The 15,816-nt window shown below is 38.7% G+C and carries 15 protein-coding genes; 14 read left to right on the top strand and 1 reads right to left on the bottom strand.

The window, feature by feature from the left end:
* Positions 1-20 precede the first annotated feature (20 nt).
* From EKN38_RS08010 to EKN38_RS07950, 13 genes are read left to right on the top strand one after another with little or no spacing between them, the layout of a single operon-like run.
* Positions 21-1,319, top strand: coding sequence for an alkaline phosphatase (locus tag EKN38_RS08010; protein WP_126521941.1), 1,299 nt, complete (start codon positions 21-23; stop codon positions 1,317-1,319).
* Positions 1,320-1,342: 23 nt separating this feature from the next.
* Entirely contained in the window at positions 1,343-1,942 is a 600-nt protein-coding gene (locus EKN38_RS08005) for a 2OG-Fe(II) oxygenase (protein ID WP_185812835.1), read from the top strand.
* 2 nt (positions 1,943-1,944) lie between these two features.
* Positions 1,945-2,481: a GrpB family protein gene (locus EKN38_RS08000; RefSeq protein ID WP_045359898.1), complete on the top strand. Its 537-nt coding sequence runs from the start codon at positions 1,945-1,947 to the stop codon at positions 2,479-2,481.
* On the top strand, positions 2,474-3,526 hold the full coding sequence (locus tag EKN38_RS07995; protein WP_126521937.1) for an aminotransferase class I/II-fold pyridoxal phosphate-dependent enzyme: 1,053 nt from the start codon (positions 2,474-2,476) through the stop codon (positions 3,524-3,526). The genes EKN38_RS08000 and EKN38_RS07995 overlap by 8 nt, the downstream gene beginning before the upstream one ends.
* Positions 3,507-3,995 carry a hypothetical protein gene (locus EKN38_RS07990; RefSeq protein WP_126521935.1) on the top strand — a complete coding sequence of 163 codons (489 nt, stop codon included), beginning with the start codon at positions 3,507-3,509 and terminating at the stop codon, positions 3,993-3,995. Before EKN38_RS07995 ends, EKN38_RS07990 begins: the two co-directional genes overlap by 20 nt.
* 50 nt (positions 3,996-4,045) lie before the next feature.
* Positions 4,046-5,086: a tRNA pseudouridine(13) synthase TruD gene (gene truD, locus EKN38_RS07985; RefSeq protein WP_126521933.1), complete on the top strand. Its 1,041-nt coding sequence runs from the start codon at positions 4,046-4,048 to the stop codon at positions 5,084-5,086.
* Between the two features lie 50 nt (positions 5,087-5,136).
* Positions 5,137-6,459 carry a radical SAM protein gene (locus tag EKN38_RS07980; protein WP_185812834.1) on the top strand — a complete coding sequence of 441 codons (1,323 nt, stop codon included), beginning with the start codon at positions 5,137-5,139 and terminating at the stop codon, positions 6,457-6,459.
* Between the two features lie 30 nt (positions 6,460-6,489).
* On the top strand, positions 6,490-7,812 hold the full coding sequence (locus EKN38_RS07975; RefSeq protein WP_126521929.1) for a hypothetical protein: 1,323 nt from the start codon (positions 6,490-6,492) through the stop codon (positions 7,810-7,812).
* Positions 7,813-7,846: 34 nt separating this feature from the next.
* Positions 7,847-8,491: a 2OG-Fe(II) oxygenase gene (locus EKN38_RS07970; RefSeq protein WP_126521927.1), complete on the top strand. Its 645-nt coding sequence runs from the start codon at positions 7,847-7,849 to the stop codon at positions 8,489-8,491.
* Positions 8,492-8,519: 28 nt separating this feature from the next.
* Positions 8,520-9,650 (top strand): hypothetical protein, encoded by a 1,131-nt coding sequence (locus EKN38_RS07965; protein ID WP_126521925.1) that lies wholly within the window; start codon positions 8,520-8,522, stop codon positions 9,648-9,650.
* A complete protein-coding gene (locus tag EKN38_RS07960; protein WP_126521923.1) occupies positions 9,637-10,398 on the top strand; it encodes a hypothetical protein in 762 nt (253 codons plus the stop codon). Before EKN38_RS07965 ends, EKN38_RS07960 begins: the two co-directional genes overlap by 14 nt.
* 28 nt (positions 10,399-10,426) lie before the next feature.
* Positions 10,427-11,416 (top strand): hypothetical protein, encoded by a 990-nt coding sequence (locus tag EKN38_RS07955; protein ID WP_126521921.1) that lies wholly within the window; start codon positions 10,427-10,429, stop codon positions 11,414-11,416.
* On the top strand, positions 11,417-12,007 hold the full coding sequence (locus tag EKN38_RS07950; RefSeq protein ID WP_080940460.1) for a tyrosine-protein phosphatase: 591 nt from the start codon (positions 11,417-11,419) through the stop codon (positions 12,005-12,007).
* Positions 12,008-13,215: 1,208 nt separating this feature from the next.
* Here EKN38_RS07950 and EKN38_RS07940 read toward each other — a convergent pair.
* Entirely contained in the window at positions 13,216-14,115 is a 900-nt protein-coding gene (locus EKN38_RS07940; RefSeq protein WP_126521919.1) for an integrase domain-containing protein, read from the bottom strand.
* A 969-nt stretch (positions 14,116-15,084) separates the two neighbouring features.
* Here EKN38_RS07940 and EKN38_RS07935 point away from each other — a divergent pair.
* The gene (locus EKN38_RS07935) at positions 15,085-15,756 is read left to right on the top strand and encodes a CPBP family intramembrane glutamic endopeptidase (RefSeq protein ID WP_126521917.1); all 672 of its coding nucleotides are present in this window, start codon (positions 15,085-15,087) and stop codon (positions 15,754-15,756) included.
* The last annotated feature ends 60 nt before the right edge of the window (positions 15,757-15,816 follow it).

Below are 15,816 nucleotides of genomic sequence, written 5' to 3'. Positions count from 1 at the left end.
ATAAATTGGTTTAAAAATAAATGAAGACAAACTATTATATAAAATTAATATTATTGCTCTTAGTCGGTTGGCTGCCAGTTTATGCTTCTGGAAAAAATATTATTCTCATGATCGGCGATGGCATGGGTTCTCCATATTTATCAGCATTACGATACTACCAAGCCGCCAATTCCCAAGGTAATTCTACAACCATATTTGATTCAATGGGCGTAGGCATGATCAGAACCAACCCGGTAGGAAAATTTAAAATTACCGACAGCGCTGCAGGAGGCACGGCCTTAGCCACCGGAGAAAAAACCGTAAATGGCCGAATTAGTATTTCTGCCGATATGCAACCACTAGAATCCATATTAAACATCGCAAAAAAAAGGGGGTTAAAAACAGGTGTTGTTGTAACATCATCAATTACCGATGCCACTCCCGCCAGTTTTATAACCACTAACGATAGTCGCAACAATCAGAATGAAATAGCCTATTCATATATTCAGCAGATAATGGATAACCAACCAGCTTTTGATGTACTTTTAGGCGGTGGAAAAGAGTATTTTGATAAAAACCCATTAATAAAAGTGAAACTAAAGAGGAATAAAAACCTTCACTATGTTACCGCCTTCACAGAGTTAAATATCAAAGACCGCCGACCAGAGATAGGTGTGTTCAGTGAAAAGGAACTTCCGTATGCCATCGACAACAGGAAACCAAGTTTGAGGGCAATGACAAATTATACCTTACAAAAACTAAAAAATGAAAATGGATTTTTCCTATTAATCGAATCGAGCCAAATTGACTGGTGTGGCCATATGAATGATATTATTTGCGCGGTCAACGAAATGAAGGACTTTTCGAAAACAGTTGAATTAGTTAAGCAGTTTGTTAATAATCATTCCGATTCTCTGCTAGTGATCACAGCGGATCACTCGACTGGAGGATTAACAATAGGTTCAGAACGCGGGAAATACTGGAACCCTAGCGTAATTGATAAAATTCATGCATCAGGGGAGAAAATAAGCAAAGCACTTATTTCGAGTAATGATATTACCTCAGAGTGGTTAAAATACAGTGATGTTCCACTTAACGAACAACAGTGGGAAGAAGTAAAAAGGTATAAACGGCAGAATGACCAACTTAATTTACGACGATACATTAACAATCTTATTAGTTTAACCACTAATACGGGATGGACGACAGAGAGCCATACAGGTGAGGATGTACCGGTGTTTGCCTATGGAGAACATGCTACCATGTTCCATGGTTTTTATGATAATACAGAAATAGGAATCAGGATAAAAAAAATCATAATGGCCGATAAGTTAAATTAGACATGAATAAAATGGAACTGACCATGAATATTATAAATCTTAGTGCTTTTGACAACTCTCATTATTACAAAGAGCCATGGGAATGGGGAATAATTCATGGCTTAGTATCTCACAACTGGATTAAAAAGATAGCAGATGAAGTAAAGTTATTAAATTTCCAGCAGGTAGCAAGTAACAGAAGCGATAAGAACTACAGTATGGGGTTAATCGCTCTACAACAACAGCAAGTTAAAAGCTATGCCCTGAATGAGCTGATACGTGAGCTCACTTCAGATAAATATCTAATCAAGCTGGAATTATTCACTAATAGCAAGCTTCGCGGCCGAGAGGTTGAAATGAATATCTGGCGTTATTCTATAACCGACCACCTTTCACCCCATGTAGATAAAGACTATAAGCATTTAACGCAGCTAATATATTTAAATGAAAGTTGGGAAGCCGGTTATGGAGGAAGTTTGAACATTCTTGGGAGTAGCAGTGAAGATGATATCTTCGAGGAAATACTACCCGTCTACAATTTATCGCCGTTAATTAAAAACTGTAAAAATGCATGGCATAGCGTTTCGCCCGTCAGTTTGTGTGCGCCTTCACGTTACTGCCTACAAATAATTTATAAGGATTAATTATGTCAAGCCGACAAATAACACTCGTTGACTATGATATCAACTGGCCTGCTAAGTTTGAGGCTGAGAAAAAACAGATTGTTAATAGCCTGAATGATTGTGTTATCGAATGCTTTCATATTGGCAGCACATCTGTACCCGGATTGGCTGCAAAACCGATTATTGATATACTATTGGTTGTATCATCTTTAGATTTACTCGACAGGTGCCAATTAGAACTGGAAAAGATAGGATACATAGCTAAAGGTGAAAATGGAATTTGTGGGCGGCGCTATTTTATCAAAGGGATACAGGTGCGAAGTTTTCATTTACACGCCTATGAATCAAATCATCCTGATATCGTACGGCATTTAGCATTTCGAGACTATCTCAAAAATAATCCAGACATAGCTAAAGAATACCAAAAAATAAAAAAACAAGCTATCATCATTGCTAATAATGAACCGGAGATTTACTCCGAATATAAAAATCCATTTATCAAAAAACATGAGTCTATTGCGTTGAGCCACGCTAAAAAGAGCAGGCAAGAAGATGATTAAATTTGATATTCCCACACTTCCTTTTATGGTAAAAAAAGAGTCAAAGAGAAATTTTATCAATCTGAAGAGCAATGAGAATCTAACAGGAGATCTGCTAAGAGCTGAAATGTCCTCCCTAGCATTTATACTTTCCTCTGAGGATATCTATAAGTATCCTGTCTATGATGAAATATATGCGAAGGCTTCACTTTATACCGGCACACAGAATATTCTTTTGACCAGCGGAGGACATGATGCAATAAGAATTGTTTTAAGCAGCTTAAGTAAGAATAATAAAGCATTGCTTACAGCTCCTAACTATAATGGCTATGAATTATATTTTTCTCTCTATAAAATACCCTACCTCATCCATATGCGCGGTCCTGAAGAGCCTCACAACCTGGATGAACTAGTATCAAGGGCTAAGCATAATAAATGCAATCTCATTGTTATTACCAATCCAGACCCTTACTCTGGCGACTTTTTTGATAATGAAACACTAGCCTCCTTCATCCAGTGTTGTGATGCTAAAGGGATCAGCGTCATCATTGATGAAGTTTATACCGGTTTAGGAAAGGAGCCGCATACCGCGCTTACTGATATCTATGACAATCTAATCCTGATAAACAGTTTCGCAAAATCTTTCGGTTTGCCTGGTCTTCGTGCTGGCTGGATCGTTGCTCAAGATAAATATCTTTTACGGCTAAGAAATCATTTTCCGGAAACAAATTTATCGGGACTAAGCATCAAAATCCTTTTACATTTATTAGATCGCCCTCTTGTTCTTCAGCATTACAGGGATAACTTGCGTCTATGCCGCAGAAACATGATAATTGGGATGAAAAAGGTCAACGATATTATTCCTTATGAAAATTCTGTTGCAAACTTTATTCTATTTAAATCTCTTAAGAATGTATCTGCGAACAGATTATGGGAAACACTAAAAGAAAAGGGCTTTTATGTGGCAAATTTAAACAGCATTGAAGGCTATGAAAACTATTTCAGAATTACAGTTTGTTCACGCCATGAGTATGAGGGCTTACTAAATGAACTATCCAGAATTTAGCGGTACAAAAATTCTCGTAATTGGTCGGCCTTGTAGCGGTAAAACAACATTGGCCGAAAAATTATCATCAGAATTAGGTATTCCTGCCTATGATATGGATGATCTTAACTGGAAAGATGGGTGGCAAAGAGTTGATATAAAGGAAATAAATAATCAACTCGGTTTTATCCTCGCTAAAAAATCGTGGATTATTTCTGGTGATTATTTGAACACTCTTCCTGTACGCTTGGCTCACGCTACAGATCTTATTATCCTAGATATAAGATGGTATAGAGCAGCATTTCGCTATTTCAAAAGAATATTTAAACGCGCATTTGGTAATGAGCGCCATGCTGGTTATGGAAAGTGGTATCAAGAGATCAACCTCTTTTTTTTTATAAAAAAGGTTCTATTCTATGATATTTATGCAAAGCGGTTTAATCGGAATATAAAAACCCTTTACCCAGACATTACCGTTCACAATTACTAATATATTCTCATTGATACGAGATATCATACATCGATAATATAAGAGGGAAGATGAACTATCAACTGAAAGTAATCCCAGAGGATTTTATAGTAAAAGAAAAACATCGTTTGTGCCTAGAGTATAAAGACAGCACAGAACAAAACATATACTTCTTACTCCAAAAGAAAAACTATGAGACATTTGAAGCAATTTCGATAATCGCAAATTATTTTAAAATAAATCAAGAGAACATAGGTTATGCCGGATTGAAAGATATTGATGGAGTAACGGAACAATATATATCTATCAATGCCGCATCGCTCAGTGATAAAATCAAATGCTGCCGAGGCACTTACTGTAATGTTATGGACTTTGAAAATAAATTCATCCGGTTATTCCATACAGGAAAAGTAGGTGCACGAATTAATGTCGCCAGCCTGGAGGGTAATTACTTTAATATAACGGCTCGTGGTATTGATGCCAACATTGGTAATAAAACAAACAATAACTCTTGTATTTCTTTTTCTTTTATTAACTATTACGATACCCAGCGTTTCGGCATTCCAGGGGGAGACAAAATAACACATTTTTTAGGTGCGGCGATTGAGCGAAAGGACTATACATCAGCCATTAAGTTGGTTAATAGAATAAATGATTCACAAGATATTGTTGAGCGCCCTCTGAGAAGCATTGATGACTTCTTTTCGCGTATTGACTTAAGAAAGATAGCGTTCTACCGCTCTGCATATTCCTCATATAAGTGGAACTCTCAGATAATAGAACGTCTTGAAAATTCCAAACAGATAAAAAATAGTATTAAAAGCGAAATTGAAGGAATGAAATTTGTTTTCCCTTGCTGCATAGATAATACTATAGAGGATATTTTAGAAAACTTACCATATAAGTATAAACGCCATGTGGTTGTTGATAAAGATATTATACCTATTGATACCAACAGACCAGCCATTATCAACACTAAAGTAATGCTCGGGAAAATGGAAAAAGATGAGTTCAATTATGGGAAATATAAATTCACCCTTTCATTTTTCTTACCACCGGGTTGTTACGCTACTATGCTCATTAAGCAGTTAATGATGAAATTACATTCTTGAAATAATGACGTTCAGCTTCCCTTCAATAATTAATGACGAGACTTTGCAAAATGAATGTGTTGATAATAATACCACCTTATATACCTTCTTATTTTAATGCAGGTCATCATTTACCTGTTTTCCAGACTTCAGCTTATTTGAGAAAAAACGTCCCTGACCTGACTGTCAAAACAGTAGATGCAGCAGCACTTAATGTTAACTGGAAGCATATTTGTGAACTACTGACAAATACTATTTTCGATGTTATCTTCGTAATGAATGATTTTGATGGAATCGATACATTCCCACGATTTGTCCACTATTGTAAAAAACTATCCCCTCAAAGTAAACTTGTCACTTTTGGCAGATTGAGCAAGCAGAATCCGCATATATTTGAACAATTTTATTTTGATGCAATACATTACTCTGGGGATTATGAAGCAGGGTTGCAAGATTATCTCCTTCAGATGATGGGAGGGAATATGGCCCACGGTTTTCTTAACCGCTCAACGGTAGGATACAAAAAGAACGGTGAGGGCAGAATTCTCAGTAGTGAGGAGTGGGTATTTCCAGATATAAAAGAAATCCCTTATTCTCATTATGACAAAATGTATCTTGATGATTTTAACAAGTTTTGCGGCATTCCTAATAGAAGAGAATTGGTTGTTCCTGTAGCTAGAGGATGTAGCATTGGTTGCAAGTATTGCGATGTACCGTTAATGCAAGGCAGAAATGAACGTCGTGTCACGGTATCCAGCGTAGTTAAATATATCAAAGATTCTTTTTTATACGGAAAATTCGAATATGTAACCTTTTATGCACCGACTTTCACTCTTGATAAAAAGTGGGTGATTGAACTTTGTGATACGTTAATTGCTCAAGATGCTTGTATTCCCTGGAAATGCGTTACAACATTATCCTTCCTGGACGACAAGCTGATAAAAAAAATGTCCCAAGCTAATTGTATAAGAATAAGCTTAGGAATAGAAACGATTGAAGCTACAGTTGCCGAAAATTGTTTACCAAAGGTCAAAACCATGGCATTGAAAAAGTTTGATGAAATATCAAGCCTTTGCCAACAAAGTCATATTGAACTTAACTGCTTTATCATGATGGGACTCCCCGGAGACAGCATTGAAGGGTTAAAACGTACAATACAATATGTTCACAAAAACAATGCTCGTTATAGACCAACAATATTCACACAATATCATCAGATTAACGATGATATGTCTGTTGACGATATTGCTTTATTTAATCGTCAACTATTTCCAACGCGCTCCATTCCGGACGACCAAGAGAAAGAATACTATAAGTTATTTCATGGCTATGAGTATAAAAAAATCACTTCTGTAGATAAGAAAATTCCTGTACGTGGCTGTAACAACATTTAATAAATATATTATATCAGGAGGTAATATCACGTGCGCACATTATTAGTTTCGCCAAGTCGGATAACAGAAGGTTCAATCGAGATCGCCGGATTTAAACATGCTACGACTGTAATTATGGCAGCCTCAGTCGCCCTAAAAAAAGATGTGGTTATCAACAATGCACCTGACATTTTGGATACTCATATCATTAGCGAGATTATTAACAATTTAGGTGGGTTTTCCAGCTATCAGGAGAGACTCCTGAAGATTAATTGTTCACAACTCAATAACTGGTATATCCCACGCAAGCTGGCAGAAAAAATCCATGGCGCTATCTATCTTATACCGGTGCTATTAGGACGATTTAAGCAAGTATCTTTCTCATCGTTTGGTGGTTGCGCTATTGGTGAGAATGGAGGTCGCCCTATACAGCATATGCTGGATGTACTATCGCATTTTGGTGCCCATTTTTCATTCAATGACGAGAAAATTGTTGGACGTATTAAGGAGTTTAGTCCTTGTACCATCGATATTATGAAATTTTCAGATTTTACAGACGACCTTACAGGCCCACTTGTGTCTGGGGCGACAAAAACGGCGATACTGGCGTCAATGTTTGTGACTCAAGGTGTTACCAATATTCTCAATCCTTATTTAAAACCTGATGTGACCGAACTGCTTGATTTTTTGAAATTAAATGGCTTTTATATTCATTATAACAAAAATAAGATTGTTATTTTCCCTCCCAACATTCCTGTTGATATGCACTCCGATCGCTGTGTAACAATGACTCTGCTTTCCGACTTGTCAGAAGTTATCACTTATCTCACTTTATCTGCTTTGTCCGGTAAAAAGATAGTTTTGCATTGCAAAAATTTAGATCGTGTTGTTAAGGGATTACAAGCCGAACTGAACTTGTTTGCACGTATTGGTATTTGTATTAATTATAATGCTAGTGATATCTATGCCGAAACACCTCATCCGTTAAAAGCGATTGATGTCGTCGTCAACAGTATGGGTATCTATAGTGACCATCAACCTTTCTTCGCATTACTTTTGTGCCATGCCGACGGTAAATCTTCAATGGAGGAAAGGGTTTGGAAAAATCGCTTCTCTTATGCCCATGAACTAAACAAAATAGGGACAGCTATTGCTGTTTGTGATCGAAGTATTACAATAAACCCAGCTCGGTTGCACTCTGTTTCGCAGTCGCTACACGCACATGATCTTCGGTCTGCTGCTGTTTTGCTTGTTGCCGCTATTGTCAGAAATGGAGAAACCACTATCACTGGAAGCGAACATCTTGAGCGTGGGTATACTCATTTAATTGCAAATTTATCCAGACTAGGTGCTCGTGTTCAATATCTTTTGTAAAACAATAGTTTGTATTTTTAGAGGATTTCAGGTCATGAACTTTTCAAACTTTACACAGGGAGGCCCTTGGCCCTGGTTTGTTTCAGATGACTTTTTTCTACCCGGTTTTATTAAAAGTCTATCCAATACGTTCCCCGATGACAAACTGGTACTTACTGAGCGTAATAATGGATCGGATAAAAGCTACCTGTGTAAGCAGGCTAAGATTTATTCACAGTTCGATGAGAGCATAATTGACACATCATCACTCGATGCATGTTGGCAGTATTTACTCGCCATGGTTAAAACTAATGAATACAAAAGTAAAGTTGAAAAGTTACTAGATATTGACGTGTCAGGAGCATGGATAGAAGTGATAATTAATCAATACTACGAAAATTGTTTTATGTCGATACATACCGATAGAAAGCCAAAATTGCTAACTCATCTTATTTACCTGACAGGTTCTCCAGGTTGTGGATTAGGTGGAGAATTTCTAATTCACAATAAAAGTGGAGAAATTATTGATGCGATAGAACCAATACCCGGCAAGAGTATAATTTTCAAACGGACCGAAAATTCTTATCATTCCGTCAACAAGATGCATAAAAAATACAAAAGAAACTCTATCCAGATCGTTTTCTGGGAACATCAACCACCAGCCACTCCCATAGGCAGGATTACGTATTTGAATAAATAAAACCTTATGGACTGAAAAGGATTGTTATATGACCGAACGCCTTTTATTTGAGTTTGCCGGAGAGAAATTCTCATTAATTTCCCGGGATGGTGTTAATTTAAATGAAGTTATCTTATATTTGACACCCGCCTTCAGAATAATAAATGTGGCAACCCCCGTTACCTGCACCATCAACCTCTACGTTAGAAAATTTGTTCAAACCTGGGTAGACGAAAATCGCCCTTGGCGTATGCCGCCTGTGTTGAACGTCGATCTAGATGGCAATGGTGGCGGCTTAAGAATAGTAAAGTATTCTGACGAAGAAAAAATCATTTACCGAGAACCTGAAAAGGATAGCGTAGGGGCTCTCATTGAAGTTAATCAGTGTAACAGAACTTGGAATATCACCATTTCTGAAGATGGCCACCTAAATGATAAAACCTTTTCCCGAATAATTAAGCAACTGGTAGGGTATTGTACTTACAAAAAGAAAGCTCAAGTTCTTCATGCTTCATGTGTAATAATTAAAGACACCAGTTATGTTTTTTTTGGACCAAGAGGTTCCGGAAAATCTAGTTTTCTCCTACGATGCTGTACCGATCTCAATGCTGATTTTAAATCTGACGACCTATTAATTTGTTGGTCAGAGGGAAATGATGTCCAGCTTTCAGGTTGGCCACGCCGGATGGGTATTTCATTAAGTTCCTTAGATAGCTCTGTGGTAGGTACTATAAAACCGTTCTCTCTTAGACGTAAACAACCCCTCGAGGATAACTGGCTCAATGATATTGGACAGCATTATCCACCGAATTCGCGGAAGAGGATCTTATTTGATGTCGATGAGTTTATGCAGACATTTAATACTAATTATAGCGATTTTACGGGAAGGATTGTTTTTCTAATGCTTAATTTTGTTAATGAGGAGAATATATTGAGACTAACCCATTTGAACGGAGTGGATGACCATAACATCTTCACCAACCCTAACCAAGAACGCCATTTTGTTGATTACCTTAATTTGGCACCTTCACCGCTTGTCCCCGGCGTTAAGCATACTTTTACCGAGTTGAGTTCTCATAACAACCTTTTTCAGCTAAGCTACGGTCCAAATATTTTTTCGGACTTTCGTAAAACATGGCAACTTATCGAGCAGGAAATAAAGCGTCATGCTGCATCATAATGGTCTTGTTGCTATTATTGTCGGTGCGCCTGGATGCGGTAAAACAACCCTTTCTCCTTTTATTTCAACTATTATCACTGCAGCCGAGGAAAACAACCTTAGTACAGAGCGTACTGTCAAAATTATTGATGACTTCTTAGCGGAATATATTTCTATTCATCCTGATGCTTCGTTATGCCTTCTTAATCGTATTTTACATCGTGCCGGGTTAGCACTTCCGCAACACATTCACCTTAACAAAGGTAAAGTCACTGAAACAGGCGATCTGCCCAATTATCATAACGGTCGGGGTGAGATTAATCGTTCTCTCACACCGCTCGCTAATGCTTACTGTTTTTCACGAGTTTTACTACAGCAAGCAAATGTCATTATCACCGGTACGGGAATATCCATGTACCGTTTTTTGCCTTTACTGAACCAACAACCGGAAAGAGCGGTAAAAGTAATTATACCTGCTAAGGATTTTAAGGGATACTTCTCAGGCGCATTAACAAATGCTGCTAAAGTCAGAACCGGACAGGGTGGGGTTAATCATAAAAGGCTAGTACCTATATCTGTGTTATCTCAGTTGTACACATTGCAAGATACTTTATTGGCTGAGGGGGGAACTTGGGCGCAAGTTTCCCAGCTTCATACCTTCTCTTCATTGGCCCATATGATTTTAAATCATTCGCAGTATTTGCCCAAGCAGGAGATCGCTTTGATTAAGTCTCATATGGATAGTTTCCTCGCATGCAACGCAGACTAGTCCTTTATTTATTTCATCAGAGGCTTTCATGTTAATTTCCTATTCGCATACTAAAGTTAACGCCCTAGAGTGGAACAACTTTATTTGCCAACATTCCAGTACACCTTATCCACAATCTACTTATAATGGCGAATATTCTATGGCCTGCTATGGCTACACTCCGACCTATGTTTCGATTGATATCCAAGGCGCTTGCCTAAGATGCCTAGTACTGATAAATGAAAATACGGGTACGGTTAAGTGGTCTTGCGGGCCAGTTATTTCTGGAGCTTACCAGCAAATCCCTCTGCTAGTTAAAAAATTTTTTGAGTGGCTTAGCTCTCTTAATCTAAGTATAAATAAAGCGAGTTTTACAGCAGATGACACATTTGAGACATTGTCACTTTGTAACCACCTATGTTATTACGCACAAGAACTGAGCTTAAAAATATCATTATCTACACTTATTAAAAAAGACTTAACTACCGATTTATGGCTTGATGCCGTTTATTATTCAGGAGGAAAAAAAAGGAAAATAAAGCATATTATTGATAGAGTAAAACGTGATAATGTCGATATCATTACTTGTTCAGAAAATATGGTTTACGCAAGGGATGAATTGTATCGAGTGCATTATCTTAATGCGATTCAACAAGGATATGAAAGAAATAAAATTTATGATCAGTCTGCTTTAAATGCGATAGAATCCATTATTTTACAGGATAACGCAGGCATCAGCAGGAGTTTTTTTACCGTTATAGATGGCGTGATATTGTCATGCCTGAATATTGTGATTCTTGGTTCTGAATGTTATCTAAGAAAACTTGCTATTAATCATCGCTCTAATTATAAAGATCCTGGCTCATCTTATTATGCAATGATGGCAGCAGCGGAGTGGGCAAAATCCCAGGGTTTAAGTACGTTTAACCTCTCTATCGCCCGACTTTCTGAGGAACCGAAAACAAGTCGGTTACGTCAGTATAAAAGTCGTTTTGGCAAAAAAATCGTTCCTCTTTATGAACTGAAAAGCGATAAATAAATGATCAATTGTAGACGAGTAAACTATGGTAACATCTCTTTTTTCAGAACATCTCTTTCATATTCATCAGGAGCACTTTTCCCTGCAACGTTAGATGTTTTAGTTGATTTCAGAGGACGAATGGCTCCTAAGGTTTTATTTCCTTTTGCCAAAAAGATTGTTCATATGCCAATGGATACCGTTGGAGAAGCTTACCGCCGCTCCCTTACGCCTACAGTTGATGAACTTATTGATTTTTATATAGAAATAGTTGATAAGCACAGAAATGAATTTTCACAATTATTCAGAATTGTTTACTCATTACCTATGGTTGGTTTCGGTTGTTATTTCGGTAAAGATCGTACAGGCATAGCAAGCTACCTTCTTGGTAAAAAACTCAATGCTACACTTGATGACATCATCCTTGATTATACCCAGTCAGAGTATGAGCTGATCAAAAATATCGATCTGTTTTCTGCTCACTGGCTTAAAAGAAATATGAGCAAAGAGAGCTATATAAAAAGGCTGGCATGCCCTAGTCAGGCTATTAAAACACTCGACCATTATCTTATTCAGCGATACGGGAGCATCGATTGCTATCTTGATGAGTAGTTTATTTCAACCAATTTGCGATGGTTACCATTGCAAATAAATTTTGGATACTCAATTTTGTTTCCCTGACTGTAATACACCTTGTCAATAAGGTCTACTACTTGAGCTAAAAATTACTGGAGGTATAGGAATGAAAACTTTCATCCTTTCCGTCATTATTCTTTTTTTAATTGCTATGTGTTGCACTCTTTTCGTGATACTTAAATCAAATAAAAATGAATCATACTTAATACATTCTGAGGTCACTAAGGATGCTGACAAACATGTCATGTGTCTCACACTAAAGGTAAGCAATACGATAACCCACCACCGTTGGCTTACGGAGAGACAGCCTTGCCGCTATGAAACGGTGGTCTGCTCCCCGTTTATTAACACACTTAACACACCGCGATGTTAGTAATGCCATATACCTTTGATACCGCAACAGCAAGGGTTTTATAAAAGGTCATAGGCAGGAGCAGATCACACATTATCCTGACAACACAGATATTACAATGGTAAGGTAGAAGTCCAATTCACTTTGCAAATACATTTAAACTGCTTCCCTTCACTATATAATGGATTTTCCTCATCACGGACTACTACGGAAGCTCCGCCAATCAACGTGTCATCGGAACCATGCACCTTAACATCCGTCGCTGATCTGTCTGGACTCAGACGTACTGAGGTCGCTGCCCTTCGTACTCTTTGTCCTTACTTACTCCAAGTTGCTAGTAGTCAGCAACGCGAGCATGATAGACGCTCCTGTCCCTGAATTTTGCATACATGCCAAAATAATATTTTCGTCTGGCAGTAGTTACGTATAACTGCAAGTTCCTCCTGCTCGGCCTGTCAGATCACGTAGGCCCTGGTAACATTTATGCGAATTAACGGGTTCATGTTCCTCAGCCTTTCAGTACTCAACCTTGAAGATCGTCTCGGCTTAGTTGTCTCACCTCAATCCCTGTTGTCAGCGGGTCACATTACCCTGCGGACAGCTGCAGGTCTCTTCCTTTCAGCTTCTCCACCATCAACCCCTGGTGGGATTGTTGGGTTTCTCGTCGTGAGTGACCTGTTCATTGTTACCGGGAATCAATGATCGGTTTGGGACGGAATATGCACAAGTCAAGGCGTGAATTACTATGGCCTAAAATCGTCATCAACAAGTTGTCATCACATCCGAGATTTTTAAATTATTAAAATCCTGTACACTGAATGCGATTAAAGCATTATTCCACATCACCTTTAAAATATACTTGCTTAATGTAACGCCCTCGGCTATCCCCATGCCCTAAATCCATCGATACCAGTGCCTCTGCTTCTACGCGACTCATTCCATTTTTGACATGATGAGTCACCGCATCGCGTGAATACGCGTATCGCAAACTATGCGGAGCATCTTTTCCTGTCATTCCAGCCTCACGAACAATATTCCTGTACCGTTCTATTGCTGTATGCAATGAAGGTTTATCAATCAATTTCCCATTGTGTTCATCACAATATTTTATTGCCGCATCTAAAATAGATAAAACCTTTTCGCGATTAAAAATGGTCGTATCGCGAGGACGCCCCCCTTTCGTGCCGAAAACAACCCGAACACATTCGTCCCCATTAATTAAAGCCTGCCTCCATGTTTTTAAAGACTTTGCTGACTGAACAGCTTCTTCCGTTCGCAAACCTACATAGCGAGACAACTGAACACCCAATGCTACCCCTGCATCTTTTTTTAAGACGTGATTTATGACAGCAGTTAATTTTTCATCCGAAATAGGGGCTTTTGTCCCATCACGGTTAGCACCTGAAATCCCGAGAGCCTGGTTGCTCAATTTCTCATGGTTGGGATCAGCAAGTTTATTTCGCCCCGCAGCTGACATGATTGAACGCACTGCTGCCATCTCGTTTTGCAATGTACGGAGCGACAGGTTTTCAGCCTGCCGGCTATGAATATATTTTTCGATATGGGTCGTCTTGATGTGTTTTACATCACGAATTTGAATATTCAACTTTGCCAGACGTTCAGAAAAACGGTCCGCAATTCTGGAACGGTCAGCAACGGTTTTAAAACTCCCTCGTCCCTGACGAGCAAGCGTGACAAGTTGTTTTCCTAGCTGTTTACCGAATCTGGACATTCCTATATCTCCACAGGGATACACGTCCCTCGGCTTGTAAATAAGCGGACGGATCTGTACCCCAGTAATTCATCCCCGACGACACGGTTGCTTTTGCGCTTCCTGCGTCTCAACTGGTATCTGTGCATCGGGGCGGCGAATTGTTGAGTTCTTGCGAGGCACCCCAGATCTCTGATCTGTTTGCTGCTTATGCAGAGCTGACTTACGTCAAGCTGCCTCCAACACTACTGTTCGTAGTGTCGCCATCGATACCGAGTCGATTTCCTCCTTACTGATAGTTGAACGTTCAGACGGCCTTCCGTCGTGCTTACGTTGATGTAAAAGTGAGTTTAATACCGTACTGACACGGACTACATGTTGGTCAGATGGTAGTAAAACGTTGAAAACCACGTCGTACGTGGGTTGAGACGTTATGCGCTGCGCGCGTCACTTGGTAGTGTCTTCGCCACTTCACAAGTGACGCCGCGCAGCTTCGTGCTCCTAATGCAACTCCGTAAGCGGCCAAATGTACCAAATGGCCTTATACGTCGGTGCAAAAGTCGTACGAAACTCAGGGCGTATCACTGCAAATGAGAAGACGTTGAACTGATGCCGTTCACAGAACGGAAGAGAATTGAAACTGGCAGATTTGCTACACAGTAAACCTTCATCGCCGCGTCATAGTGCGCTTTCATAGACGATATCTGCTTTCAAAGGTGAGCAGATTTGCCACATTTTTCATGTACTCCCTTTCAGGCTTAGAGAGTTTTATTGTGCAGTCACCCGAAGGCGCTCCTCACAGACTGCCGGAACATTGGTGGTCGCAGCTTAAGTGCGACTGTAGCCACCCGAAGGCGCTCATCACAGGCTACAAGAGCATTGGTGGTCGCCAGTGCGACAGTACAACTGTTTGATAGTACCAACAGGGAAATACGACGTCAAATGGATGTAGACATCGTTTTTTGGGTGAGTAATATGTAGTTTTCTCCGATGAAAGTGGTTGATATGGATATTTTAAAACAACGCCTTATGATTCTGATTTTCGGATTATCTAACTTTTTATTCTTTTATTTATTATTAACCTCTATCGATCTAAATATATTCTTAATGACCAGGCTTAATTTCTCAATATTACATTTGCAGATAATTAAGCCTCTGATGATGCTTTTAATTTTTTTATCCATAACTCACTTATTAAATAACACCTCACTTTACCAAGGATTAACCTGGGGGAAACCTAACAAGCAGTCATTTGTTTTTTTCTTGCTCATAATTATTGCTTACACTGCTTCATACTACCTTACGCCGAAAGAACCCTTCGTTACAGAATTTACTAAAGGTTTGTCACATGAAATGGCAGCTGTAAAAATCGCAGCCACAATTATTATTTTCCCTCTACTGGAGGAACTAGTTTTCAGAGGAATTATCCTGAGTTCTTTTTTAAACGCCCTTGGTGAAAAGGCGGGCTATATCATCGGTGGGCTGACAGTTTCTGTTTTGTTTGCAGTTATACACACACAGTATTCATTGCCCACCAAAATCCAAATGTTTTCACTTTCATTAATTTTCTGTGGAGCAAGATATCAAAGCAGAGGGCTTCTTTTACCAATTCTACTGCATGCTTTTTGTATCGCGCTTGGCCTATATATTGAGTTAAAATAAACCAACTAAAAAAGGTAGTTATCATTAACACATAATAATAACTACCTATTCCCGATAAAA

This window comes from Enterobacter sp. WCHEn045836 (genome assembly GCF_003965585.1).
GTDB lineage: Bacteria > Pseudomonadota > Gammaproteobacteria > Enterobacterales > Enterobacteriaceae > Enterobacter > Enterobacter dissolvens.
The sequence above is the reverse complement of the archived record's forward strand: the minus strand, read 5'-3'. Positions and strand labels throughout refer to the sequence as shown.

What these genes read in the sequence shown, in the direction of transcription:
- EKN38_RS08010 (WP_126521941.1), top strand. Translation starts at nt 21, where the DNA reads ATGAAGACAAACTATTATATAAAATTAATATTATTGCTCTTAGTCGGT.
- EKN38_RS08005 (WP_185812835.1), top strand. Translation starts at nt 1,343, where the DNA reads ATGAATATTATAAATCTTAGTGCTTTTGACAACTCTCATTATTACAAA.
- EKN38_RS08000 (WP_045359898.1), top strand. Translation starts at nt 1,945, where the DNA reads ATGTCAAGCCGACAAATAACACTCGTTGACTATGATATCAACTGGCCT.
- EKN38_RS07995 (WP_126521937.1), top strand. Translation starts at nt 2,474, where the DNA reads ATGATTAAATTTGATATTCCCACACTTCCTTTTATGGTAAAAAAAGAG.
- EKN38_RS07990 (WP_126521935.1), top strand. Translation starts at nt 3,507, where the DNA reads ATGAACTATCCAGAATTTAGCGGTACAAAAATTCTCGTAATTGGTCGG.
- truD (WP_126521933.1), top strand. Translation starts at nt 4,046, where the DNA reads ATGAACTATCAACTGAAAGTAATCCCAGAGGATTTTATAGTAAAAGAA.
- EKN38_RS07980 (WP_185812834.1), top strand. Translation starts at nt 5,137, where the DNA reads ATGAATGTGTTGATAATAATACCACCTTATATACCTTCTTATTTTAAT.
- EKN38_RS07970 (WP_126521927.1), top strand. Translation starts at nt 7,847, where the DNA reads ATGAACTTTTCAAACTTTACACAGGGAGGCCCTTGGCCCTGGTTTGTT.
- EKN38_RS07965 (WP_126521925.1), top strand. Translation starts at nt 8,520, where the DNA reads ATGACCGAACGCCTTTTATTTGAGTTTGCCGGAGAGAAATTCTCATTA.
- EKN38_RS07960 (WP_126521923.1), top strand. Translation starts at nt 9,637, where the DNA reads ATGCTGCATCATAATGGTCTTGTTGCTATTATTGTCGGTGCGCCTGGA.
- EKN38_RS07955 (WP_126521921.1), top strand. Translation starts at nt 10,427, where the DNA reads ATGTTAATTTCCTATTCGCATACTAAAGTTAACGCCCTAGAGTGGAAC.
- EKN38_RS07950 (WP_080940460.1), top strand. Translation starts at nt 11,417, where the DNA reads ATGATCAATTGTAGACGAGTAAACTATGGTAACATCTCTTTTTTCAGA.
- EKN38_RS07940 (WP_126521919.1), bottom strand. Translation starts at nt 14,115, where the DNA reads ATGTCCAGATTCGGTAAACAGCTAGGAAAACAACTTGTCACGCTTGCT.
- EKN38_RS07935 (WP_126521917.1), top strand. Translation starts at nt 15,085, where the DNA reads ATGAAAGTGGTTGATATGGATATTTTAAAACAACGCCTTATGATTCTG.